At 71.1% G+C, this 23,551-nt stretch carries 21 protein-coding genes; 12 read left to right on the top strand and 9 right to left on the bottom strand.

Annotated features, from left to right (window positions below):
• Window positions 1-64: 64 nt before the first annotated feature.
• Entirely contained in the window at window positions 65-610 is a 546-nt protein-coding gene (locus AAD496_RS10595; protein WP_349828684.1) for a hypothetical protein, read from the top strand.
• Between the two features lie 11 nt (window positions 611-621).
• Here the strand turns inward: AAD496_RS10595 and AAD496_RS10590 are convergent, their stop codons facing one another.
• Window positions 622-852 (bottom strand): helix-turn-helix domain-containing protein, encoded by a 231-nt coding sequence (locus AAD496_RS10590; protein ID WP_349828683.1) that lies wholly within the window; start codon window positions 850-852, stop codon window positions 622-624.
• 128 nt (window positions 853-980) lie between these two features.
• Between AAD496_RS10590 and AAD496_RS10585 the strand changes: the two genes are divergently transcribed.
• The 3 genes from AAD496_RS10585 to AAD496_RS10575 are packed head-to-tail and all read left to right on the top strand — an operon-like array spanning window position 981 to window position 3,669.
• Window positions 981-1,697, top strand: a complete 717-nt coding sequence (locus tag AAD496_RS10585) for a CpaB family protein (RefSeq protein ID WP_349828682.1) — start codon at window positions 981-983, stop codon at window positions 1,695-1,697.
• Window positions 1,694-3,214 carry a CpaE/TadZ family protein gene (locus AAD496_RS10580; RefSeq protein ID WP_349828681.1) on the top strand — a complete coding sequence of 507 codons (1,521 nt, stop codon included), beginning with the start codon at window positions 1,694-1,696 and terminating at the stop codon, window positions 3,212-3,214. The genes AAD496_RS10585 and AAD496_RS10580 overlap by 4 nt, the downstream gene beginning before the upstream one ends.
• Window positions 3,211-3,669, top strand: coding sequence for a DUF6912 family protein (locus tag AAD496_RS10575; RefSeq protein ID WP_349828680.1), 459 nt, complete (start codon window positions 3,211-3,213; stop codon window positions 3,667-3,669). Before AAD496_RS10580 ends, AAD496_RS10575 begins: the two co-directional genes overlap by 4 nt.
• 69 nt (window positions 3,670-3,738) lie before the next feature.
• Here the strand turns inward: AAD496_RS10575 and AAD496_RS10570 are convergent, their stop codons facing one another.
• Window positions 3,739-4,221 (bottom strand): DUF2505 family protein, encoded by a 483-nt coding sequence (locus tag AAD496_RS10570; protein WP_349828679.1) that lies wholly within the window; start codon window positions 4,219-4,221, stop codon window positions 3,739-3,741.
• Window positions 4,222-4,387: 166 nt separating this feature from the next.
• On the opposite strand from AAD496_RS10570, the gene AAD496_RS10565 reads away from it, so the two are divergent.
• Window positions 4,388-9,268, top strand: a complete 4,881-nt coding sequence (locus AAD496_RS10565) for an NAD-glutamate dehydrogenase (RefSeq protein ID WP_349828677.1) — start codon at window positions 4,388-4,390, stop codon at window positions 9,266-9,268.
• Window positions 9,265-10,755, top strand: a complete 1,491-nt coding sequence (locus tag AAD496_RS10560) for a sensor histidine kinase (RefSeq protein WP_349828676.1) — start codon at window positions 9,265-9,267, stop codon at window positions 10,753-10,755. Before AAD496_RS10565 ends, AAD496_RS10560 begins: the two co-directional genes overlap by 4 nt.
• A 191-nt stretch (window positions 10,756-10,946) precedes the next feature.
• Here the strand turns inward: AAD496_RS10560 and AAD496_RS10555 are convergent, their stop codons facing one another.
• Window positions 10,947-11,195, bottom strand: coding sequence for a WhiB family transcriptional regulator (locus AAD496_RS10555; protein WP_349828675.1), 249 nt, complete (start codon window positions 11,193-11,195; stop codon window positions 10,947-10,949).
• Window positions 11,196-11,570: 375 nt separating this feature from the next.
• On the opposite strand from AAD496_RS10555, the gene AAD496_RS10550 reads away from it, so the two are divergent.
• Window positions 11,571-12,200 (top strand): gamma carbonic anhydrase family protein, encoded by a 630-nt coding sequence (locus tag AAD496_RS10550; protein ID WP_349828674.1) that lies wholly within the window; start codon window positions 11,571-11,573, stop codon window positions 12,198-12,200.
• 58 nt (window positions 12,201-12,258) lie between these two features.
• On the top strand, window positions 12,259-13,692 hold the full coding sequence (locus AAD496_RS10545) for an NAD(P)H-quinone dehydrogenase (RefSeq protein ID WP_349828673.1): 1,434 nt from the start codon (window positions 12,259-12,261) through the stop codon (window positions 13,690-13,692).
• 176 nt (window positions 13,693-13,868) lie between these two features.
• On the opposite strand, the gene AAD496_RS10540 is transcribed toward AAD496_RS10545, so the two are convergent.
• The 3 genes from AAD496_RS10540 to AAD496_RS10530 form a co-directional block, all read right to left on the bottom strand.
• The gene (locus AAD496_RS10540; protein ID WP_349828672.1) at window positions 13,869-15,707 is read right to left on the bottom strand and encodes an acetyl/propionyl/methylcrotonyl-CoA carboxylase subunit alpha; all 1,839 of its coding nucleotides are present in this window, start codon (window positions 15,705-15,707) and stop codon (window positions 13,869-13,871) included.
• Window positions 15,708-15,870: 163 nt separating this feature from the next.
• Entirely contained in the window at window positions 15,871-16,536 is a 666-nt protein-coding gene (locus AAD496_RS10535) for a Maf family protein (RefSeq protein ID WP_349828671.1), read from the bottom strand.
• Window positions 16,533-17,432 carry an SGNH/GDSL hydrolase family protein gene (locus AAD496_RS10530; protein ID WP_349828670.1) on the bottom strand — a complete coding sequence of 300 codons (900 nt, stop codon included), beginning with the start codon at window positions 17,430-17,432 and terminating at the stop codon, window positions 16,533-16,535. The genes AAD496_RS10535 and AAD496_RS10530 overlap by 4 nt, the downstream gene beginning before the upstream one ends.
• A gap of 44 nt (window positions 17,433-17,476) precedes the next feature.
• Between AAD496_RS10530 and AAD496_RS10525 the strand changes: the two genes are divergently transcribed.
• Window positions 17,477-19,012 (top strand): AI-2E family transporter, encoded by a 1,536-nt coding sequence (locus tag AAD496_RS10525; RefSeq protein ID WP_349828669.1) that lies wholly within the window; start codon window positions 17,477-17,479, stop codon window positions 19,010-19,012.
• A gap of 126 nt (window positions 19,013-19,138) precedes the next feature.
• Here the strand turns inward: AAD496_RS10525 and greA are convergent, their stop codons facing one another.
• On the bottom strand, window positions 19,139-19,618 hold the full coding sequence (greA, locus tag AAD496_RS10520) for a transcription elongation factor GreA (RefSeq protein ID WP_349828668.1): 480 nt from the start codon (window positions 19,616-19,618) through the stop codon (window positions 19,139-19,141).
• Between the two features lie 243 nt (window positions 19,619-19,861).
• Window positions 19,862-20,287 carry a DUF4307 domain-containing protein gene (locus AAD496_RS10515; protein WP_349828667.1) on the bottom strand — a complete coding sequence of 142 codons (426 nt, stop codon included), beginning with the start codon at window positions 20,285-20,287 and terminating at the stop codon, window positions 19,862-19,864.
• Between the two features lie 98 nt (window positions 20,288-20,385).
• Between AAD496_RS10515 and mca the strand changes: the two genes are divergently transcribed.
• Together mca and AAD496_RS10505 are read left to right on the top strand one after the other, a co-directional pair.
• On the top strand, window positions 20,386-21,318 hold the full coding sequence (gene mca / locus AAD496_RS10510) for a mycothiol conjugate amidase Mca (RefSeq protein WP_349828666.1): 933 nt from the start codon (window positions 20,386-20,388) through the stop codon (window positions 21,316-21,318).
• Window positions 21,315-21,734: a hypothetical protein gene (locus AAD496_RS10505; RefSeq protein ID WP_349828665.1), complete on the top strand. Its 420-nt coding sequence runs from the start codon at window positions 21,315-21,317 to the stop codon at window positions 21,732-21,734. The genes mca and AAD496_RS10505 overlap by 4 nt, the downstream gene beginning before the upstream one ends.
• 91 nt (window positions 21,735-21,825) lie before the next feature.
• Here AAD496_RS10505 and trhA read toward each other — a convergent pair whose 3' ends face one another.
• Window positions 21,826-22,560 (bottom strand): PAQR family membrane homeostasis protein TrhA, encoded by a 735-nt coding sequence (trhA, locus tag AAD496_RS10500; RefSeq protein WP_349828664.1) that lies wholly within the window; start codon window positions 22,558-22,560, stop codon window positions 21,826-21,828.
• A gap of 170 nt (window positions 22,561-22,730) precedes the next feature.
• Here trhA and uppS point away from each other — a divergent pair, with 170 nt between their 5' ends.
• Window positions 22,731-23,528, top strand: a complete 798-nt coding sequence (gene uppS, locus AAD496_RS10495) for a polyprenyl diphosphate synthase (RefSeq protein WP_349828663.1) — start codon at window positions 22,731-22,733, stop codon at window positions 23,526-23,528.
• Window positions 23,529-23,551: the final 23 nt, after the last annotated feature.

Raw genomic sequence — 23,551 nt, 5'->3', positions numbered from 1 at the left:
CGCCGGAACCCCCGGGCCGCACAGGGATGCGCGCCGGGTGCGGCAGGGAAGGAGAGTGGTCGCGGTGGACCGGTTCACGCGATACCTCGCCGATCTCGAGGCGCAGCGCGCGGGCGAGGAGGCCCATGAGCGGGCGGGGGAGTACGGCGAGAGGATCGTCGAGGAGTACGCGGAGGCGACCCTGCCGGAGCTCCTCGTGGCTGCCCGGGGTCGGGCCGTCACCACCCGGGTCGCAGGCCTGGAGGTCTCCGGAGTGATCGACCAGGTGGGGGAGGACTGGGTGCTGCTGGAGGTCGGGGCCGGAGCCCGGGCGCTCGTGCGGATCTCCTGCACGGAGGGGTGGGAAGGTCTGCCGGTGCGCCGTGGGCAGGTCGACCGCTGGTCACGGCGTCCGGTCACCGCGGCACTGCGGGGCCTGCGGGCTGAGGGAACGCCGATCGCCCTCGTCACGACGACGGGTACCGTCCACGCGGACGTCCGGATCGCGGCGGTCGGGGCCGATCACGTGGTCGTGGCCCGGACCCGGGAGCGCAGACGCGTCGTCCCGACCCGGGCACTGGCACTCGTCCGTACGGGTGCCGAGGACCGGGCCGGGACGTGGTCGGTGTGAAGGGGTCGACCTCAGAGGTCGTCGAGGTCCGCCGCGCCGGTGCGGACGGCCTCCTGGGTGGCGGAGTACATGCGCTGGATGTAGTCCTCCAGTTCCGACTTCTCGACCCGCCACTGGCCGCGGCCACCGACCTTGATGGCGCGCAGCTCACCCGACCGCACGAGCGAGCGGGCCTGGGTGACGGAGACGTTGAGGACCTCGGCGACATCGACGAGGGGGAGGAAACGGGGTTCGACGACCATGGTGCTTCCCTTTCGACGGGTAGTGGCGGGGTCCGGCACCCCGGGGAGTCGTCCCCACCACTGGCGACGTGTTCGTCATCAAATGCTATCACCAGCACCCCAGGACCGTCCGAGAACAGGAGTCGACCGTGTCCGACCCGTCCATGACCCCACGCCGCGCCGAACGGTTCCGCCTACCGAAGTGGAGCGACCCCCGTCTGCTCGTCGGTCTCGCACTGGTCCTCGCCTCGGTGGCGGGCACCTGGCTGCTCGTCGAGAGGGTGGGTGACACCCGCACCGTGTGGGCCGCGGCCACACCCCTGGTCCCCGGCGCCGTCGTCGAGGCTGAACACCTGGTGCCCGTCGAGGTGGGCCTGCCGGCGGGCGGCGACGCCTATCTCGACGTCGCCGAACCCCTCGGGTCCGGGGCCGTCGTGCTCGCACCCGTCGGGGTCGGAGAGCTCGTCCCGGCCTCCGCGCTCGGTGACGCCGGTGACCTCACCGGCCGGGTGGTGGCCCTCGACGTGAGCGGCACGGTCCCGGCCTCCGTGGCCACCGGCAGTCGGGTCGACGTGTGGACCACCGACCCCCGGGCGGAGACCGTCGACCCCGTCCTCACGCTCGAAGGGGTCCGGGTGCTCGCCGTCGACCACGAGGCCGGCGGGTTCGCGGGGTCGGGGACCGCCCGAGTCGAGGTGTTCGTCCCGGCCGACACCCTCGGACACCTGGTGGGCGCGCTCGCGGCGGGCCACCATGTGTCCGTGGCCGCCGTCCCGGGGGCGGGCGACTTGCCGGGTGGGTCCGAGGGATCCGCGGAGTCCACGCGACCCACCGCGGTCCCGGCCGTCGACGGGGTGGAACCGTGACCGCCGTCGTGCTCGCCGTCGACGTCGAGTTCGAGGCGCGGGTCGCCGGTGCCCTCGATCCGCTCTCGGACCTGCAGGTGGTGCGCCGGCCCGCCGACGAGGTCGAACTGCTCGCCGTCACCGCGGCCGGGATCGGGGACGTCGTACTCCTGGGGCGGTGGTTCCCCGGGGCCGACGCCGAGGTGGTCGCCCGCCTGCGGGCCACCGGTGTCGCCGTCGTCGGGTTCGGGGTCGCGGGGGCCTGGTCGACCGGGTGGAGCCTGCCGCGCACCGTGGACCCCGGCGCTCCGGCCGAGGACCTCGCCCGTGTCCTCCGGGAGGCTGCCGCCGGGGACGAGCCGGCACCCGGCCCGGACGCACCCCACGCGGTGACCCGTCGGGACGTGGACCCACCCGACCCCGGACCGGGGCCCGGACGGACCGAGGACGCCGGGGCCGCGGATGCCCAGGGCTTCGACGTGCCGCCCGCGCCGCCGTGGGAACCGGATTCCGGGCCACCGTCCATGGGGCAGGCAGGGCCGGAGACGACGGTGCACGGGGAGACGGTGCAGGGGGAGGCCCCCGGGGTGGAGCGCCTCGGCGGCGAGGCCGGTGGGCGTCCGGGCACGCGGCCGGCCCCGGTCGTGGCCGTGTGGGGGACCGGCTCGGCTCCGGGGCGGACGACGGTCGCCGCCAACCTCGCCCAGCGGATCGCCCGGCACCACGGGCACGTGCTCCTGCTCGACGCGGACACCGTGGCCGCCGCCCAGGCGGTCCACCTCGGGCTGCTCGACGAATCGCCCAGGATCGCCGCCCTGTGCCGGGCCGCGGCCGCGGGCGGCCTCGACGCGGAGACCGTGACTGCGCAGATCGCACGGATCGAGGACCGGTTCGACGTCGTCACCGGTCTCGGGCGTCCGGAGCGGTGGCCGGAGGTGCGCGCCGGTGTCCTCACGGAGGTGGTGGAGGTGCTGCGCACCCGGTGCGAAGTCCTGGTCGTCGACGTGGCCGACCGGATCGACCCGGACGACGACCTGGCGGATCCCCACTACGACCGACACGGGGCCACGCGGGCGGTCCTCGACATCGCGGACCGGGTACTGCTCGTCGCCGCCGCGGATCCCCCGGGGCTGCAGAAACTCGTCCGGCTGCTGGCGACCGAGCGGGTCCGGGCGGCCGGGGACCGGGTGACCCCCGTGCTCACGAAGGTGCGGGCCTCGGCCACCGGCGGTGATCCCGCGCCGACGATCCGCGACACCCTCACCCGCTTCGCGACACTGCCCGCGGGGGTGGAACCGGTGCTCCTCCCGGCGGACACCGAGGCCTGTGACCGTGCCCTGCTCGCCGGGCGGACCGTCGTCGAGCACGTGCCGGACTCCCCGCTGGCCGCCGCGATCGCCGCACTCGCCGAGGCGCTGCCCGAGGTCCCCGCCCGGGTCACCCGCACCCGGCGGACGGACCGGCGGGGTGGACGTCGGCGGGCACGGCGACCCCGGCGCCGCGACCGCACCCGGGCCCGGGGGACAATGGGCGCATGACGAACGCGAACGTACGGGCCTACGTCCCCGTCCTGCTCGACGACCTCGACGCGGTCGACCGCGCCGGTGCCCCGCACGCGGCCTACGTGCCCGACCGCATGCACCGGGGGCTGGCCGGGGAGGCGCTGGAGGAGGCGGAGTGGTATGCGCAGGCCGTCGCCGCGGAGACGGTCCTCGACGCCGCGGTCGCGGCCCGCCGGCCCCGGGTCGTCATCGCCTGTGACGTGCCGGCCGCGCGGCTGGCCGGCGCCCGGCCGCTCGTCGAGGGCGTCGAGACGATCCCGGACGTGGTGGTCGATCCGAGTACCGTCGTCGCCTACCACGTCGACGACCCGGAGGTCCTCGCCGATCTCCCGACGGAGTCCGCCGCCGCGGCCGAGGCGCTCCGCGAGGCGGGCCTGCTGTGGTTCGACGCGAGCGAGCGGGCGGTGCTCCCCGAGGTGTTCCGCGCCTGACACCGCCCGGACCCCGGCACCCCACCTCCAGTGCCTGACACCGCCCACGCCTCGGCGGAGGCCCGGGCCTCAGGCGCGGGCGGTCTCCTCGGCGACGGCGTCGAGCCGGTCGCCGATGATGTCTGCGACCCGGGGTTCGAGGGCCGCCTCGACGATCCCGCCGAGGAACGGCACCTCGGAGACGATCCGCACCTGTGCGGTGACCGTGGAGCCCGGGCCCCCGTCGACGGTCGCGGCGGCGAGTTCGAGCTCGGCGGTGATCTCCGCCGGTGCCCCGGGCACCTCGGCACGCAGAGCCAGGGGCGCCTCGGCGGCGGCCGGGGCCGTGAGGTCCACCACGAGTTCGGCACCGGCCGGCAGGAACCGGTGGACCGCCTCGGGCAGCTGTGACAGGTCCAGTGGTGAGCGTGCCATCAGGTGTGTGGCACCCGCGCCGACCGTCTCCGTCCGCACCACGGTGCGGGAGTCCCGCCATGCGGACTCCGCCAGGAGGCGGGCACGGAGGTCGGTGGGGGCGAGCCGGTAGTGGCGGGTGAGTTCGACGGTCTTCATGGACCACGAGTCTGCCACTTCCGAGGAGGGCACCGGAACGTTCGTCCGCGGGTGGATCCGGGGCATAAGGTGGGGGCGTGTCCTCCGGGGCACGGGTCCGGGAAGCGGCGGACCCGGCACGGGGCTCACACCGGCTCATCCGATCGGACGAACAAGAGGTGTCACAGTGGTCGAATCCGGCACGACGGTGCTCACACAGGCGTGGGTCGAAGTGACGGGGGCAGAACCGCCACGGAACCTGCTCTCCGCCTATTTCCCTCGCATCGACGAGACGGAACTCGCGGTGCACGGGGCGATCGGGCTCGCCGCCCAGACCGCCCGTCACCTGGACCTCGCTGCCGGCTACGACGGTGGCGACGCCCTCATCGACATCCGGAACCCGGGCCCGGAGGAACCGGACCACGCGGGCAACCGGACGGTGATCGACCTGGTCGTCACCGACAAGCGCTACACCCTCAGCTCGGTGGTCAACCAGCTCACCCGCACCGGGCGCAACATCCGCAGTGTCCGCCACCCCGTCGTCGCCGTCGACCGCGGGCACGACGACATGCGGATCCTCGCGACCGAGGACGTGACCTCCGAGAGCACGAACACCGTCGCCCTGCCCGTGCTGTCCCCGGAGGGGTACGCCGCGGCCGACGACGCCGCGACCGTCTCCATCGAGTCATGGATCCACCTGGAGATCGACCGCATCCCCTCCGCGGAGTTCGCCGAGGTCGAGGCCGGGCTGCGGACTGTCCTGGAGTTCGTGGCCGCCGCCGATGCCGACCACGACGCGATGGTCGACCGGTCCCGGGAGATCGCCGCCGAACTGCGCGCCCACGCACCGCGGACCGAACTCACCGAGGAGGCGGCCGAGGCGGCCCGGCTGCTCGACTGGCTCGACGGACGCTTCGCGTTCCTCGGGTACCGCGAGTACCTGCTGGGGACCAAGAACGGCGAGACGACACTCGTACCCGTCGAGGACACCGCGATGGGCATCTCGGCCCTCCGCGAGACGACCGTGACCCCGCTGTCGAAGGCGGTGGCCGCGAAGACGCTCGAACCGCACGTGCTCGTCCTCACGAAGGCGAACTCGAGGTCGACCCTCATCCGCAACGGCTACATGGACTACGTGGGTGTCAAGACCTTCGACGCCGACGGTACGATCATCGGGGAGAAGCGGTTCGTCGGGCTCTACACCTCCCGCATGTACACCGCCTCCGTCCTCGACATCCCCGTCGTCTCCCGCAAGGTCAAGGACATCCTGCGGGCCTCCGGGCTACCGCAGAACTCGCACTCGGGCAACGAGCTGCTCACGATCCTCGAGACCTACCCGCGCGACGACCTGTTCCACGCGGACACCGCGGAGATCGATCAGGTCGCCACCGAGGTCCTCGACCTGCAGGAGAAGCGCGAGGCCCGCGTCTTCATCCGGCGCGATCCCTACGAGCGTTACGTCTCCGTCCAGGTCTACGTCCCGCGCGACCTCTACGACACGGAGTCCCGGGTCCGGGTGCAGAACGTGTTGCGCGACTACTACTCGGCCGAGAGCGTCGACTTCGACGTCCTCCTGTCCGACTCCGCGACCGCGCGCCTGCACTTCGTCGCCCGCGTCCCGCGGGACGAACTGCTGCCGGATCCCGACCACGACGCCGTGACCGCCCGGATCACCGCCGCACTCCGGTCCTGGGAGGAAGACGTCGCGGAACTCCTGGCCCCGGCCTCCGAACCGGCCAGTGCCGAGGCGCTCGCCCTCGTCCAGAAGTACGCCCATGCCTTCCCGCCCGGGTACATCCACCGGCATTCGGCCTCGGAGGCCGTCGAGGACATCTCCCGCTTCGAGGCGCTGCCCGCCGACGGGACCCCGACGGTGAGGATGTACCGTCCGCGCGGGTTCTCCGAGGAGTACGCCCGGCTCGTCGTCTACCGGCGGACCCCGGCGCTCCTGTCGGACATCGTGCCCTTCCTGTCGCACCTCGGGGCGAAGATCCACGACGAGCGCCCCCACGACATCCAGCTGGCCGACGGTTCGCACGCCTACGTGTACGACTTCGGTCTGGAGTTCGACCGTCCGGTGGGACCGGCCGACCACACCCGGATCGCGCGGACCTTCGTGGCCGGGTGGACCGGCGTCCGGGAGGCCGGCGGCCTCGACCGCCTGGTCGTGCGCGGTCTCGAGTGGAGCCAGGTGGCCGTCATCCGGTCCTTCCTCCACTACCTGAGCCAGGCGAACTTCTCGCTGTCCAACCAGTACATGGGTCAGGTCTTCACCCAGCACCCGGACATCTCGGCGGACCTCGTCGAGATGTTCCGCACCAAGTTCGACCCGGACCTGCCGGCCGGGGTCGACCGGGAGACCCGCGTCGCCGAGGTGCGTGCCAACGTCCTCGACGCCCTGCACGCGGTCTCCAGCCTCGACGCGGACCGCGTCCTGCGCAGCGTCCTCGACCTCATCGACGCGATCGTGCGGACGAACGTGTACCGACCCGCCGACGGCAAGCTGCCCGAGGCGATGGTCTTCAAGATCCTGCCCCGGCAGCTCGACTTCCTGCCCAAGCCGCGCCCGGCCTACGAGATGTGGGTGTACTCGCCCCGTGTCGAGGGCGTGCACCTGCGGTTCGGCAAGGTCGCCCGCGGTGGTCTGCGGTGGTCGGACCGTCGGGAGGACTTCCGCACCGAGGTCCTCGGTCTCGTGAAGGCCCAGATGGTGAAGAACTCCCTCATCGTGCCGACCGGTGCGAAGGGTGGCTTCTATCCCAAGCAGTTGCCGGACCCGGCACTCGACCGGGAGGCCTGGGCCGCGGAGGGCCAGGCGGCGTACGAGGTGTTCATCAACGCACTCCTCGACGTCACCGACGACCTAGCCGACGACGACACCGTCGTCCACCCGTCGCGCACCGTGGTCCACGACGGGGACGACTCCTACCTCGTCGTCGCCGCGGACAAGGGCACCGCGCGGTTCTCCGACGTCGCCAACGGGATCGCGATCCGCCGGGGCTTCTGGCTGGAGGACGCCTTCGCCTCCGGTGGGTCCGTCGGGTACGACCACAAGGCCATGGGCATCACCTCCCGAGGCGCCTGGAAGTCCGTCGAACGGCACTTCCGGGAGCTCGGTGTCGACACCGCCCGGGACGATTTCACCGTCGTCGCGATCGGCGACATGAGCGGCGACGTGTTCGGCAACGGCATGCTCCGCAGCGAGCACATCCGCCTCGTCGCCGCCTTCGACCACCGGGACGTGTTCCTCGACCCGGATCCGGACCCGGCGGCCTCCTACGCCGAGCGGCAGCGCCTGTTCGACCTGCCCCGGTCGAGCTGGAAGGACTACGACACCGCGCTCATCAGCGCCGGTGGTGGCGTCTTCCCCCGCACCGCCAAGTCGATCCCGGTGAGCCCCGAGGCGGCCGCCGTGCTCGGTGTCCCTGCCGGGGAACGCACCCCGGACGAGGTCATCACCGCGATCCTCAAGGCCCCGGTCGACCTGCTCTTCAACGGGGGGATCGGCACGTATGTCAAGGCCTCGTCCGAGTCCGACGCCCAGGTGGGCGACAAGGCCAACGACGCGATCCGGATCGACGGGAACGAGATCCGGGCCCGCGTGGTCGGGGAGGGCGGCAACCTGGGCGCCACCCAGCTGGGCCGGGTCGAGGCCGCTCTGGCCGGGGTGAAGATCAACACCGACGCCGTGGACAACTCCGCCGGTGTGGACTGCTCCGACCACGAGGTCAACATCAAGCTGCTGCTGCGCACGCTCATCCGGGCCGGCGAGTTCGCCCCGCAGGACCGCGAGTCCGTCCTCAAGTCGATGACGGAGGAGGTCGCCGCGGACGTCCTGCGCAACAACTACGAGCAGAACATCGCCCTCGGTGAGGCCCGCGACCGGGCCCGGGCGATGACGAACACGCACCGGCGTCTGCTCAAGTACCTGGAGCGCGAGGCCGATCTCGACCGGGTCGTCGAGTTCCTGCCGAGCGACAAGGTGCTCGACCAGCGGGCCGAGGTCGGCCAGGGCTTCACCTCCCCGGAGCTCGCGGTGCTGCTCGCGTACACGAAGATGGACGCCGCCGACAAGATCCTCGCCTCGGACCTGCCGGACGAGGAATGGATGCAGGACCTGCTCGTCGACTACTTCCCGGACAGCCTGGCGAAGTACCGCGCGCACATGGACCGCCACCCCCTGCGGCGGGAGATCGCCACCGCGGTGCTCGTCAACCTCGTCGTCGACCGGGGCGGACTCACCTACCTGTTCCGCATGGCGGAGGAGACCGGGGTGTCGATCCCGCAGGTGGCGCGGACCTACGTGGCCGTCACGCGGATCTTCGACCTGCCGGACCACTTCCGCGACATCTGCGCCCTCGACAACGTCGTGCCGACCGACCTGCAGGTCGTCCTCGGCCACGGCTGGGTGCGGCTGCTCGACAGGTCCTCGCGGTGGCTCGTCGGCCAGACCGCCGGTCTCGTCGACGTGCCCACGGTCGTCGACCGGTACGGCTCGACCGTCCGGGCACTGCGCCCCGAGGTCCCGAACCTCACCCGGGGTGCGGACCGGTCCGCGATCGAGGACCAGGCCTACGCCTGGGTGACCGCCGGGGTCCCGGAGTCCCTGGCCTTCCGGTCCGCGGCGCTCCTCGACGAGTTCGCGCTCCTCGACGTCACGCAGGCCTCCCTCGTCACCGACGAGGACCCGGAGGAGGTCGCGGAGGTCTACTACGGCGTCACCGACGTGTTCCACGGCCACGAGCTGCTGGGTCTCGTCGGCGCCCTCGACCGCAGCACACGGTGGACGGCACTGGCCCGTGGCGCTCTGCGTGACGACTTCTACCAGGCGGTCCACTCGATCGTGCTCGCCGTGCTCGGCACCACGAGCAGTGAGCGTGGGACCCCGCAGGTGCGTGCCGACGAGCGGGTGGCCCAGTGGCGGGCCGCGAACGACACCTCGGTGCGTGGTGTGCTGCGGACGATCGACGAGGTGACCTCCCTCGACGCCGTCGACCAGGCGCCCCTGTCCGTGTTGCTGCGCCTCATGCGCGGCATCGTCCGGCAGACCGCGGGAGCCCTCCTGTGAGTCTGCTGGCGGACCTGCTGGCCGCCGAGGGGATCACGGACGAGACCGACGTCGAGTGGCTGCACGTCCTTGTGGGGGACTGGCAGCTCATCGCGGACCTGTCGTTCGCGGATCTCGTGCTGTGGGTCCCGGCCTCCGATCCGACCGAGGGGTTCCGGGTCGTCGCGCACTGTCGCCCCACGACGGGGACGACGGTGTACCCGCACGACCAGATCGGCACCCTCGCCGGGGACGAGGACCGCGTCTACCTGCGGCGCGCCGCCGACGAGACGGGCGTCGTCATCGTCCCCGAGGCGACCGGTGACCTGTCCGGCGCCGAGGTCGTCCCGGTCGTGCGGGACGGCCGGGTGCTCGGGCTCATCACCCGCCACACAGAGGAGAGCCGCCGGTCCGGATCGTCCCGGCTGGAGCGCTACTACCGGTCCTGCGCCTCGATGCTCCTGTCGATGATCGCCGAGGGCGCCTTCCCGGACCTCACCGCGCCCTCGGGTGCCCGCCGGGGCGAACCCCGGGTGGGTGACGGGCTCATCGTCCTCAACCGGGAGGGGCGGGTCCGCTACGCCTCGCCGAACGGGGTGTCGGTGCTCCACCGCCTCGGACACGAGGACGAGATCGAGGGCCGCTACCTCGCCGAGGTGGTTTCCGACCTCATCGAGCAGATGCGGCCGGTCGACGAGTCCCTGCCCCTCGTCCTCACCGGGCGCGCGCCGTGGCGGGCCGAGGTGGAGTCGGGCCGGGTCGCGGTGACCCTGCGGGCGATCCCGCTCGTGCGCGCCGGGAACCGGACCGGTGCGCTCATCCTCGCCCGGGACGTCTCGGAGATCCGGCGGCGGGAGCGCGAACTGCTCAGCCGTGACGCGATGATCCGCGAGATGCACCACCGGGTGAAGAACAACCTGCAGACCGTCTCCGCGCTGCTGCGGCTGCAGACCCGCCGGATGGAGTCCCCCGAGGCGAAGGACGCCCTGGAGGAGGCGATGCGGCGCGTGTCGATCATCTCCGTCGTCCACGACGTGCTCAGCCAGGGGGTCGAGAGCGAGGTCGACTTCGACGAGATCGTCGACAAGGGTCTGCGGCTCACGCCGGAGCTCTCCTCGCCCCAGGTGCAGGTGCGGCTGCGGCGGACGGCGAGTTTCGGGCCCGTGTCCTCGGCCGACGCGACCTCGCTCGCCCTGGCGCTCACCGAACTCGTGACGAACGCGATCGAGCACGGGTTCCCGCTCACGCCCGAACAGGAGGCGAGCGGCGAGGTGCTCCACGGTTGCGTGTGGGTGACACCCGAACGCGAGGGTGACCGCATGCACGTGACCGTCGCCGACGACGGGGTGGGACTGGGCGACGAGCAGGGGCCGGGCAACGGCCTGGGCACCCAGATCGTCCGGACGCTCATCACGAGCGACCTCGGTGGCTCCATCCAGTGGCGTCCCCGGGAAGGCGGCGGCACCGAGGCGGTCATCGACGTCCCGCTGCGGGTCGACAAGACCTGAGGCGGTCGTGAGCGCAGCGGGTCGCGGCCCGTCGGTCCTGGCCCCGTGAATCGCTTCGGCCCCCTGAGATGCTCATCTCAGGGGGCCGAAGCGATTCAGCGGGCCAGGACCGGTGTCGGACTTCGCCGGTGGGGTGCCGGGGTTCGGGCGGCGTAAAGCACTAGCGGTGGGGTGCCGGGGCCGGGGCGGCCTCAGCCGGCGCGGCGGGCGCGGGCGGCGCGGCGCTTGAGTGCGCGGCGTTCGTCCTCGCTCAGACCACCCCAGACGCCGGCGTCCTGTCCGGATTCCAGAGCCCACTGGAGGCAGCTCTCCGCGACGTCGCAACGACGGCAGACGCTCTTGGCCTCCTCGATCTGCAGGAGCGCGGGGCCCGTGTTGCCGATGGGGAAGAAGAGTTCGGGGTCCTCGTTGAGGCATGCCGCGCGATGGCGCCAGTCCATGGTGTCCTTTCCGGATGCCGGTGCGAGCCTGCGGTCGGTGTGTGGGCCTGTCTCCAGCGGCGGGTTCGCCGCGAGCCCGGTCCACGCATCGGACCACCGGTTCCGCGCGGGGCGTCACCGGCCTGTTCACACCTGTGTTCGGGTGTCAGTCCTTCTGATCCCCACTAGGTTCGCACTGCCCGTGGGAGGGCACAAGAGTCGACCTGTGTGAAATTGCCGACAAACGAATATCTTCCAATTGTTCTCCGCCCAGTGCAAATTGATGCATATGACATGGACATCGATTCCGCCGGGTCGTGCGCCCGCACTCTTGTCGCCGGGCCCTCCCTGTGGTGAGGTGAGTGTCGGAACACACCCGGACCCGAGGAGATCGCCATGGCCGACCAGGACCCCACCGCTGCACCGGACGCCCCGGACACCCCGGGTACGGGCACAGGCACGTCCGGCAGGGACGGGCGCGCGGTCGGTGACCTGCGCGATGTCCGGATCATCGCGATCGAGGGGCGTGCCCCGCAGATCGACCCGGGTGCCTGGGTGGCCCCGGGGGTCACTCTCATCGGGGACGTCCGCCTGCACGCCGGGAGCAGCATCTGGTACGGCTGCGTGCTGCGCGCCGACCGGGGGTCCATCACGATCGGGGAGGGGTCGAACGTCCAGGACAACACGGTCATGCACGCGGACCCGGGCAAGCCGGTGACGCTCGGGGCTCGGGTGTCCGTCGGGCACCGGGCGCTCGTCCACGGCTGCACCGTCGGTGACGACGTCCTGGTGGGCATGAGCTCGACGCTCCTCAACAACTGTGTGATCGGCAGCGACTCGCTCGTCGCGGCCGGTGCCGTCGTCCTCGAGGGGACCGAGGTGCCCGCGGGATCGCTCGTCGCCGGTGTCCCCGCGAAGGTACGGCGCGAGCTGCGCGAGGAGGACCTGGCCCGCGTCCACGGCAATGCCCGCAACTACGACCTCATCACTGCCCTCCACCGCGATGAAGGCAGGATTCTTTCCTGAATGAGGAATCTCGATATCGAGATTTCTCTGCCGCCCGCCGATTTGGGAGAATGAGCCCGTGAAGAACGTACTGGATCCCTCGCAGAACCGTGTCGTCATCATCGGTGGAGGCCCCGGCGGGTACGAGTCCGCTCTCGTGGCCGCGCAGCTGGGTGCCGATGTCATGCTCATCGAACGTGATCGGTGCGGTGGGTCCGCCGTCCTCACCGACGTCGTCCCCTCGAAGACGCTCATCTCCACCGCCGACCTCATGGTCGAGATCCGGGAGTCCTCGGAACTCGGTATCCGGCTGGAGTCGGTGACCCCGGGAGCGGACGGGGAGGAGACCACGGACTCCCACGTCCGGGCCGATCTCAAGGCCATCAACTCCCGGATCCTGGAGCTCGCCCACGCGCAGGCCACCGACATCTACAACGGTCTGGTGCGCAACGGGGTCAAGGCCATCAAGGGCACCGCGACCCTCACCGGTCGCCACACCGTCCACGTGGAGGAGGCCTCCGGCTCGGCCTACGACCTCGAAGCGGACACGATCCTGCTGGCGGTCGGGGCCCATCCGCGGGAACTGCCCACGGCCGTCCCCGACGGTGAGCGGATCCTCACGTGGACCCAGCTCTACGACCTCGACGAACTGCCCGAGCACCTGGTCGTCGTCGGCTCCGGTGTCACCGGCGCGGAGTTCGCCTCCGCCTACCACGCGCTCGGGTGCGAGGTCTCGCTCGTGTCCTCCCGTGACCAGGTGCTGCCCGGCGAGGACAGCGATGCCGCCGAGGTGCTCGAGAAGGTCTTCCGCGGCCGCGGCATGAACATCCTCTCCCGCTCGCGGGCGGACAAGGTCGAACGCACCGAGGACGGTGTGCTCGCCACTCTCGCCGACGGCCGCAAGGTCAACGCCAGCCACTGCCTCATGGCCGTCGGCTCGATCCCGAACACCGAGGGACTCGGCCTCGAGACCGCGGGTGTCGCCATGGAGGAGTCCGGGCACATCAAGGTCGACGGCGTGTCCCGGACGACCGCCCCGGGCATCTACGCCGCCGGTGACTGCACGCCCGTCTTCCCGCTCGCCTCGGTGGCGGCCATGCAGGGACGGATCGCCATGTGGCACGCACTCGGTGACGCGGTCTCCCCGCTCAAGCTGCGCAACGTCGCCTCGAACGTCTTCACCTCCCCGGAGATCGCGACCGTCGGATTCACCCAGTCTGACTACTCCGGCAGCCGCGGTGAGATCACGGCCGTCACGGTCCCGCTCGCCACGAACGCCCGGGCCAAGATGCAGAACGTCACCGACGGTTTCGTCAAGCTGTTCGCCCGGAAGGCCTCCGGTTCGATCCTCGGTGGCGTGGTCGTGGGTCCGAAGGCGAGCGAGCTCATCATGCCGATCACCTCGGCCGTCGAGAACAGGATGACCGTCGACGAACTCTCCCAGAGCTTCGCCGTCTACCCCTCCCTCAGCGGATCGATCACGGAAGCTGCCCGCAAACTCCACATGCGCTGACCCTGCGGCGCGGGAGCACCGCCAGGGCTGCGTTGTCGTCGCTCGAAGTACCAAACCCCCGTACGTCTTCGCTCCTCCGCCTTGCCCTGACGGCACTCCCGCACCGCGGGCGGGAAGCGGAAGGCCCCCGACCGGATCACCGGTCGGGGGCCTTCCTTCTACCTGAGGGTCTGCTCTCAGGACTCGAACTCGACGAGGACGGTGCCGGCTTTCACACTCGTGCCGACGGCGGCCGGGACTGCCTTGACGGTCCCGGCGTGGGTCGCCTCGAGCGGCTGTTCCATCTTCATCGCCTCGATGACGCACAGGCGGTCGCCCACCTCGACGGTGTCACCGGGGGCGACGTCGACCGTCACGAGGTTGGCCTGCATGGGTGCGGTGAGGACGGGGGAGTCGTCGGTGCGGACGGCACCCTTGCGGCGCAGTCCACGACGGGCCTTCCGGGGTGCTGCCTGCGTACCCTGCCCGTTCTTCCCACCTGCTGCGAGTTCGCCGGGCAGGGTCACCGTCATGCGGTGGCCGTCGACCTCGACGACGACGTCGACCGGGGGCACCGTGGGCTCACCCTCGGCACCGGTGTGGCCGGCCGGCGCCTTGTCCTTCTTCCGCGCCTCGCGGGCCGGCACGAACTCCTCCTGGAGCCACAGGGTCGACACGGAGAGGTCCTCGGCGAAGGCCGGCTCGTCCAGCAGTTCCGCGTGGAGACCGAGGAGCGTGGTGACACCCTCGAGCTCGAACTCACGCAGTGCACGGCGGGCCCGGGCGATCGCCTGCGGGCGGTCCTCACCGGTGACGATCAGCTTGGCGAGCATCGGGTCGAAGGTGGTGCCGACCTCGGAGCCGGTGCGCACACCGGAGTCGAGGCGGACGCCGGGGCCCGAGGGTGCGCGGAAGCGGGTGATGGTGCCGGTGGCCGGGAAGAATCCCTTGTCGGGGTCCTCGGCGTTCACACGGAACTGGAGGGCGTGGCCGCGGGGTGCGGGGAAGGCCTCCGGCAGGGTCTCGCCGAGGGCGATGCGCAGCTGCCAGGCGACGAGGTCGACCCCGGTGATCTCCTCCGTGACGGTGTGCTCGACCTGGATCCGGGCGTTGGCCTCCATGAAGAACAGGCGACCCTGGCGGTCGAGCAGGAACTCGCAGGTGGCGGCACCCTTGTACCCGACATGGGCGAGCAGACGCTTGGAGGTCTCCTCGAGCGTCGTGATCTGTTCCTCGGTGAGGAAGGGAGCCGGTGCCTCCTCGAGGATCTTCTGGTTGCGGCGCTGCAGCGTGCAGTCGCGCGTCGAGGCGACGAGCACGCGACCGGTGCCGTCTGCCATGCACTGGGTCTCGACGTGGCGCGGCTGGACGATCTGCTGTTCGAGCAGGCAGGTGCCGTCACCGAAGGCCGCCTGGGCCTCACGGGAGGCGGACTCGAAGGCGGCCGGCAGCTCCGTGGCGTTCGCCGCGGTGCGGAACCCACGGCCACCACCACCGTGCACGGCCTTCACCGCCACGGGGTAGCCGATCTGCTCGGCGATCTCCAGGGCGTGGTCGGCGTCGCGGACGGGACCGTCGGATCCCCTGGTAACCGGGGCGTCGACGGCCAGGGCGGAGGCGCGGGCACCGGACTTGTCACCGAGCGTCCGGATGGCCTCCGGGTCGGGACCGACCCACACGAGCCCGGCGTCGATGACCGCACGGGCGAACTCCGGGCTCTCCGACAGGTAGCCGTACCCGGGGTGGACGGCCTGGGCGCCGGAGCGTGCGGCGATCCCGAGCACCGCGTCGATGTCGAGGTAGGTCGCCGCGGCGTTGTCACCGGGCAACAACCATGCGTCGTCGGCCAGACCCACGAAGTCCGCCTCGGCGTCCGGACGGGTGTAGAGGGCGACGGACTCGAGGCCGAGGTCACGGCAGGCGCGGATGATGCGCAGGGCGATCTCCCCGCGGTTGGCCACGAGCACCCGCGAGAAGCGGCGTTCGGCTCCGGTGGCCCCGGCGTCGACTGCGGTGGTCTGCGGTGTCTCTTTCAACCCTGGCTCCTGTGGACGGTCGGAGGTCTGACGTCCGACAACCTAGAGGTGACCACGAAGGTGTTGTGACCGACCGACAAACACGGGGCATCAACCCGGTGATTCACGCCGTGCGGTTCATATCCCTGTTCCGTCTCTCCGACGCAGATGGTCCCTCGGACTGTCAGCCGCGGTTCATATCCCACAGTGAGAACCACTCCACGCCGAGGTCGGTGACGACCTTCCGCAGGGTCGGCAGGCTCAGGCCGATGACGTTGAGATGGTCCCCCTCGATCCTCTCGACGAGGGCACCGCCGTAGCCGTCGATCGTGAGGGCGCCTGCGACCTCGAAGGGTTCCTCCGTCGCGATGTACGCCTCCAGTTCCGCCGGGCTCGGGGCAACCGTGTGGATGCGGGTGCCGACGACCTCGACGGTCTCCCCGGCGAGGGTCCACGCCCCGTCCACCCGGTCCATCCGCACGACGTGGTGGCCGGTCCACAGGTCCGCGACGCGGCCTCCCATCGCGCGCCACACCGCGCGGGTCGCCTCGGCGGTGTGGGGCTTGCCGACGGCCCGGCCGTCGACCTCGAGGACGGAGTCGCTGGCGAGGAGCACGAGGACGTCCTCGGTGGTGTCCGGGACGAGGTCACCGGTGAGGATCCGGGCGACGACGGCAGCACCCTTGGCGGCGGCGAGCACCCCGGAGATCTCCGCGACCGAGGCGCCCGGGTGCCGTGCCTGCACCGCGTCCTCCTCGACACCGGAGGGGGCCACCTGGGGTGTGATCCCGGTCCGGGCGAGGATCTCGCGGCGCGACGGCGAGGTGGAGGCGAGGACGACATGGGTCACGGTGCGGGGTCCTTCCGGTCGGTCCGGTCGGTGGGGGTGGTCACGACGGGCAGGTCGAGGTCCTCGACGATGCGCCGGAGGACGGCGGAGGCGAGGTGCTGATAGCCGAGCGGGGAGGGGTAGCGGCCGGTGCGGGAGACGGGGCCGGGGCGGGTGGTGCCGTGGATCGCCTCGTCCGCGGACAGGGGGATCTGTCCGCAGGTGACGGCGGTGAGCCACTGCGAGCCGGCGAGGACGCGGGAGGACCGCCGGAGGAAGGTCCGCAGTGGGCGCGGGACGCCGGGGAGCCGACCGAGGTTGGGGCAGGTGAGGACGATGACGCGGTAACCGCCCTCGCGTTCGAGACGGTTGAGCGCATTCGTGAGGACCGGGATGCCGATCGAGCCGGTGACGGGGTGGACGACATCCGCCGAACCCATCGAGACGACGGCGTAGCGGGGGCTGCGGACACGGGCGCGGGCGTAGCGCATGGCGGGGTCGGTCAGCAGCGTGTCGACCTGGGCGGCGACCTCCTCGGCACGCGCACTCGGCTGGGCCAGGGCCGTGAGGCGGATCGGGGAGCCGAGCGCGGTCGAGAGCCCGCGGGCGATGAGGACGCCGGGGGTCTTGCGGCGACGGCCGACGGACAGCCCGGCCAACCAGGTGTCGCCGAGCACGGCGACGGCCGGGGTCTCCTGCGGGTCGACATCGGTGACCGCACGGGCTGAGTCGAGCGGGACGCTGTGGTCGAGGTGGGGGTCGACGAGACGGGAGACCGGCGGTACCCGGCGGCGGGCGTCGAGGTCGTAGGCGGCGCGGAGGCGGGCCGACTGGACGCGGAGGAGGCCGATGACGGCGGTGCCCGCGACCGCGGCCGCCGTGAGGAACCCGAGGGCACCCCGTGTGGATCGTCGCACTCCTGACCTCCTGAATCGTCGCGTCCCAGACTATCCTCCTTCACATGGCGACGAATCGAACCGCGCTGACCGACCGCATCCGCAGCGTGTGGGGTGACCTGCGGCAGAAGAGCGAGGCCGTGGTCTCGCGGCCCGGGGGAGTGATGCCCTACGAGGTCGAGGCCCCGGTGTACGCACCGCCCACGGAGGACGAGCTGGGACGCGGCGCCTACGAGCCCTACGTCGAACCCTCCGTGAGACTGGCCGCGGCCTGGAGTTGGCGGAGCCTCGTGGTCCTCGCCGCGGCGGCTGCCCTGTTCTGGCTGCTGGGGAAGGTCGCGGTCGTCCTCCTCCCGGCGCTCATCGCGCTGCTCATCGCCGCCCTGCTCTCGCCCGTGGCGCTGTTCCTGCGCACGACGCTCAAGTTCCCGCGTGCGCTCGCGGCGACCGTCGCCTTCGTCGGGTTCCTGGTCGTCGTCTCCGGTCTCCTCAGTCTCGTCGGGCAGCAGATCGTCTCGGGGTTCCAACCGCTGGTCAACCAGGTGATCGCCGGCTACCAGTCGGTCGTCGTGTGGTTGCAGACCGAGCCCTTCGGCATCGACGCCGCCCAGGTTGCCACCTTCCTCGACGAGGGTCTGGGCCAGGCCCTGGCATTCCTGGAGACGAACGCCTCCCGGATCGCCGGTGGGGCCGCCGGCGCGGTGTCCTCGGTCGGCAGCTTCCTCACCGGCCTCGTCCTCACCCTGTTCACGGCCTTCTTCTTCGTCCTCGACGGTCGGCGGATCTACACGTGGTTCATCGGCCTGCTGCCCCGGCCTTCGCGGAACCGGGCCGAGAGTGCGGGTCTGCGCGGCTGGCAGACGCTCGTGCAGTACGTGCGGGTGCAGATCATCGTCGCAGCCGTCGACGCCGTTCTCATCGGCCTGGGTGCGTGGATCATCGGCTGGTTCTTCGAGCCGATGCCGCTCCTCATCCCCCTGGCCGTGCTCATCTTCATGGCCTCGTTCATCCCGATCGTCGGTGCGGTCGTCACCGGGATCATGGCGGTGCTCGTCTCCCTCGTGACGCAGGGTCTCGTGCCCGCGGTGCTCGTTCTCGGCGTCGTGCTGCTCGTCCAACAGTTGGAGGGCAACGTCCTCCAGCCGCTCATCATGGGCAAGGCGGTCGCGGTACATCCGCTGGCCGTCGTCCTCGCGGTCGCCACCGGCGGATTCCTGTTCGGGATCCCGGGTGCCCTGTTCGCGGTCCCGGTCGTCGCGACGCTCAATTCCGTCGTCCTCCAACTCGTGGGTCGTGGCGACGAGGTCGACGAGGACGGGGACGCGGCACCGCCGGGGGAGGACCCCGGCGGATCCGGTCCGGTGGATCCCGGTCCCGGGGGCTCCGGACCGGGTGCGAACGGTGCGGGTGCAGCGAGTACCGGCCCGAACGGTGCGCGTCCCCCCGGTGCCGGTGTCCCGGGCACCGGCCCGAACGGGAGTGCCGCGGCGGAGGGGAGGCCCGCGCGCGAGGCACCCGCCCGGGGCGCCTCGGACGCGGAGTACGTCTCCGCACCGCCGGCAGGAGAGCCGCCGACCTCCCCGGACCCCGATCCCCGCTGAACCGTCGACTGGGCGCTCCCTACAGTCCAGTGGGCACTCCGTCGGACAGCACGAGGGCCCGTCACCGATGCGGTGACGGGCCCTCGCGGCGTGCTCCGGGGAGCTCCGTGCTCACACGAGCGCGGGTCAGAAGGACTCGACCTTCTTCACCTCGACGGAGAGGGTACGGCCGTTGGGGGCCTCGAACTCGACGGTCGAGCCGACCTTCGCGCCGTTGACGGCCGAACCCAGGGGCGAGGCCTCGGAGAACACGTCGATGTCGGAATCGCCGGCGATCTCGCGAGAACCCAGCAGGAAGCGGGTCTCCTTGGGTCCCATGACGACCGTGACGATCTTGCCGGGGCCGGCGGTCGTGTTGTCATTGTCCGCCTCTCCGACGTGCGCGTTCTCCAGCAGCTGTTCGAGCTGACGGATGCGGGCCTCGTTCGCGGCCTGTTCCTCGCGGGCGGCGTGGTATCCACCGTTCTCCTTGAGGTCACCCTCCTCGCGGGCGGCGTCGATGCGCTGGGCGATCTCCTGTCGGCCCGTGGTGGACAGCTCCTCCAGCTCCTGCGTGAGGCGCGCGTGGGCCTCCGGGCTGAGCCAGGTTCCTTCGCTCGTGGACATCTCGTCTCCTTCCGTGACGGGTCTCGCATCCTCGTCGGCGTGTGTGCACACGGGTGTCCGACAACGACAAGTCCCGGGGACCGACATCCGCCTGCCTGCCGCGTCGATGGTGTCAGCGCGGTGCTTGCGGGAGTGCCGTCACCCGGGAGTACTGTCCGATCACGCTTCCGATCGGATGTGTTCGGAACAGAGTAGTCGATGTGGCCCGTATGTGTCGCGCGGCACGCCGGGGAGGTGTCGAGGTCAGTCGACGAAGCGGCAGGACTCGACGTGCCCGCTCGCGGCCAGCTGCGTGGTGCGGACCGTCACGGTGGTGATCGCCGGTTCGTGTGCGGCCGCCTGCGGGTCGGCCGGCACGGTGACCTCGGTGTAGCCGACCACGGCGTACTGTTCGTTGGTCGCCTGGACGGCGCACACGATGTCCTTCTCGGCGTCCTCGACGACGGAGAACGTGACCTCGGTGTGTGCGTGGTCGATCGACTCGTACTTCTGGGTCGTCGGGTCGACGGGCGTCGTGGCCGGGCGGAAGGCGAAGGCGGCGGCCGCGAGCACACCGAGGGACAGTGCCGCCGTGACGAGCACCGTGGTCCGGCGGCGGCGACGGGGGCCGGTGACACGGGGTGCGCGGGTGCCGTAGCGCTCGGCCGGACGGTGCACCGTGGTGGACATGTGGGACTCCCGACATCGCTGGGTGGAACGGTCACGGCCGCGGTGAGCGGCGATAGACTCGGAATCACAAGTCTAGTGGTTCTTCGAAGGGATACGTTTTGCCGTATACCGGCCTGCGCCTGTTGGCGGTCCATGCTCATCCGGACGACGAGTCGTCGAAGGGGGCCGCGACGACCGCGATGTACGCCTCGCTCGGCGCGCGCGTCCGCGTGGCGACGATGACCGGTGGCGAGGCCGGGGACATCCTCAACCCCGCACTCGACGGCAGCCCCAAGGCGGTGCGCGACATCGCCGGTCTCCGCCGGGAGGAGATGGCGCGGGCCGCCGCGACCCTCGGTGTCGAGCACTCCTGGGTGGGCTTCGTCGACTCCGGTCTGCCCGAGGGCGACCCGGAGACCGAGACCCCCAGTGGCTGCTTCTACCGGATCCCGGTCGACGTCGCCGCGCGCACCCTCGTGCACATCCTGCGGACCTTCCGCCCGCACGTCGTGACGACCTACGACGAGATGGGTGGCTACCCGCACCCCGACCACATCAAGAACCACGTCGTCACCATGCGGGCGATCGAACTCGCCGCGGACGCCGCGGCGAACCCTGAACTCGGCGAGCCCTGGCAGGTCCAGAAGGTCTACTACAACCAGGACCTGTCCGAGCGGAAGTACCGCACCATCCACGAGGCGCTCCTGGCCGACGGCCGGGAATCCCCCTTCGGCGAGATGCTCGAGCACTACGAGAAGCGCGACTGGAAGCGTGACTCCTGGCTCTCGACGCGGATCGAGTGCAAGGAGTTCTTCCCGCTGCGTGACCGGGCCCTGCTGTCCCACGCCACGCAGATCGACCCGAAGGGTGGCTTCTTCAGCGAGGCCCGGGAGATCGCCAAGGACTACTGGAGCTCCGAGGAGTTCGAACTCGCCGTCGACCACACCGGTCGGGAGCCCCTGCCCGCGGGCGTCGACTTCGTCGAGACGGACCTGTTCGCCGGTGTCACGAAGGACGACGGCACCGTCGTCCCGGCCGAGGGTCTGCGATGACCGCGCCGTCGGTCACGGACCTGTTCGCGACGGGGGCGGACCTGCTCGCGGCGACCCCGACACCCACGCACATCGAGGGTGTCACCCCGCCGGACCCCGCGCTCGTCACTCCCGGGACTATCGGGTTCCTGGCGACCCTGGCCGTCGTCGTCGCGACGATCTTCCTCATCCGTGACGCCGCCCGCCGCGTCCGCCGGATCCGGGCGAACCACGGCGTCGAGGTGCGCTCCCGGCTGCCGGTGAGCCGTGACGACCGACCGTCGACGGAGGCCCCGGACGCAGAGGCCTCCACCGACGCCGAGGCGCACTCCACCCCGGCACGGGACGCGGAGGCAGGTGCCGCGGACCGCACTTCCGTTGACCAGGGACAGGGCGCCTCGGGCGCGGAGGACGACGGGACGTCGACCGACCGCTGAGGCGGAGACACACGACGAGGGCCCGACCACCATCGCGGTGGTCGGGCCCTCGTCGTGTCCGGGTCCGCCCCTGCAGAGGGCCGGAAGGACGTCAGACGCCCTGCAGGGTGAGCCAGACGGCGCCGACGAGGAGTGCGGCCAGGTGGCAGCCGTAGCCGAGGACGGTGAAGGCGTGGAAGATCTCGTGGAACCCGAAGTTCCGGGGGAACGGATCGGGGCGCTTGAGCCCGTAGATCACCGCGCCGGTGATGTACATGGCACCGCCGACGACGACGAGGATGCCGACGGCGAGGTTCTGCTGCCAGATGAAGGGCACGTACCCGGTGCCGGCGACGCCGATGCCGATGTAGACGGGGACGAACAGCCAGCGGGGTGCGGTCGTCCACAGGAGACGGAACGCCACACCGAGGCCCGCGCCCGCCCACATGATCGACAGGAGGACCGTCGCGTCGCGGGCTGGCAGCATGAGGACCGCGAGCGGCGTGTACGTGCCGGCGATGATGAGGAAGATGTTCGAGTGGTCGAACCGGCGCAGCAGGAGCTTGATGCGTGCCCGCCACGAACCACGGTGGTAGACGGCGGAGGTGCCGAACAGAGCCATGCCCGTGAGGGCGAAGACCGCAGCGGCCAGGCGGGAGGGGATCGTCGGGGAGACGATCACGAGGGCCAGGCCGCCGATGACGGCCAGGGGGAAGGCCCCGGCGTGGATCCAGCCACGCCAGCTCGGCCGGATCTGACCGGCGAGCTTGGCCAGTTCGGCCCGCAGGGCGCGTTCCCGGCGTCCGGGCGTGCGCGTGGGCGGATGTGTGTCCGTGGTTGCTGCCATGTCTCTACGGTAGGGACCGAAGATGTGTTTATGCTGTACACAGTTATCGATCCGGCCTTCCCGGGCAGGATCCGTGGGTGGCATCACAGCGTGGGAGCTCGGTGCGAACGGGGTCGGTGGTGCGGGAGTAATGTGTCGGTGTACGACCGGCCCCACCGACAGGAGACCCGATGACCGGAGAGCCCGTGCGCCGATCCGCGCTGTCGTGGCTGTACCGGCTCTACGACCGCCGGATCACCAAGAATCTCGGTCCGTCCGATCGGATCCCGTGCCACGTCGGGGTCATCACCGACGGCAACCGCCGGTGGGCCAAGGACTTCGGCGCGACGACGGCCGACGGGCACCGGGCAGGAGCGGCCAAGATCGTCGAGTTCCTGGGCTGGTGCGAGGAGATCGGCGTGCAGATCGTCACGCTGTACGTCCTCTCGAAGGAGAACCTGGCCCGCTCCGAGGCCGAGGTGGGTGCCCTCACGGAGATCATCTCCGAGATGGTCGAGCGGATCGCGGACAAGCGGTCGGTCTCCCTCTCCCTGGCAGGTGACCTGGAGGTCATCCCGGAACCCCTGCGGTCCCGCCTGCAGGCGGCAGAGGACCGCTCCGCCGCAGGAGATGCGGCTGCCAAGAAGCTGCGGGTCAACGTCGCGGTCGGCTACAGCGGCCGACAGGAGATCGTCGACGCGGTGAAGTCCTATCTGCGGACGCGGGCGGCCGAGGGGGCAGACCTCACCCAGGTGCTCGAGGACTTCACCGAGGACTCGGTGTCCGAACACCTCTACATCAAGGGGCAGCCCGACCCGGACCTCATCATCCGGACCTCCGGGGAGCAGCGACTGTCCGGCTTCCTCGTCTGGCAGAGCGCCTATTCGGAGTTCTACTTCTGCGAGGTCTACTGGCCCGGGTTCCGGCGTACCGACTTCCTCCGCGCGGTCCGATCCTACGCCCAGCGCAACCGTCGCTACGGCAAGTGACCCCCGAGGCGCCTGTTCACCTC

Origin of the sequence: Brevibacterium litoralis (genome assembly GCF_040212315.1) — a bacterium.
Classification (GTDB): domain Bacteria; phylum Actinomycetota; class Actinomycetes; order Actinomycetales; family Brevibacteriaceae; genus Brevibacterium; species Brevibacterium litoralis.
The sequence above is the reverse complement of the archived record's forward strand: the minus strand, read 5'-3'. Positions and strand labels throughout refer to the sequence as shown.

Excerpts from the sequence above, each read along its gene's own strand:
- AAD496_RS10590 (WP_349828683.1), bottom strand. The coding sequence starts at position 852 with ATGGTCGTCGAACCCCGTTTCCTCCCCCTCGTCGATGTCGCCGAGGTC.
- AAD496_RS10575 (WP_349828680.1), top strand. The coding sequence starts at position 3,211 with ATGACGAACGCGAACGTACGGGCCTACGTCCCCGTCCTGCTCGACGAC.
- AAD496_RS10570 (WP_349828679.1), bottom strand. The coding sequence starts at position 4,221 with ATGAAGACCGTCGAACTCACCCGCCACTACCGGCTCGCCCCCACCGAC.
- AAD496_RS10555 (WP_349828675.1), bottom strand. The coding sequence starts at position 11,195 with ATGGACTGGCGCCATCGCGCGGCATGCCTCAACGAGGACCCCGAACTC.
- AAD496_RS10550 (WP_349828674.1), top strand. The coding sequence starts at position 11,571 with ATGGCCGACCAGGACCCCACCGCTGCACCGGACGCCCCGGACACCCCG.
- AAD496_RS10525 (WP_349828669.1), top strand. The coding sequence starts at position 17,477 with ATGGCGACGAATCGAACCGCGCTGACCGACCGCATCCGCAGCGTGTGG.
- greA (WP_349828668.1), bottom strand. The coding sequence starts at position 19,618 with ATGTCCACGAGCGAAGGAACCTGGCTCAGCCCGGAGGCCCACGCGCGC.
- AAD496_RS10515 (WP_349828667.1), bottom strand. The coding sequence starts at position 20,287 with ATGTCCACCACGGTGCACCGTCCGGCCGAGCGCTACGGCACCCGCGCA.
- AAD496_RS10505 (WP_349828665.1), top strand. The coding sequence starts at position 21,315 with ATGACCGCGCCGTCGGTCACGGACCTGTTCGCGACGGGGGCGGACCTG.
- trhA (WP_349828664.1), bottom strand. The coding sequence starts at position 22,560 with ATGGCAGCAACCACGGACACACATCCGCCCACGCGCACGCCCGGACGC.
- uppS (WP_349828663.1), top strand. The coding sequence starts at position 22,731 with ATGACCGGAGAGCCCGTGCGCCGATCCGCGCTGTCGTGGCTGTACCGG.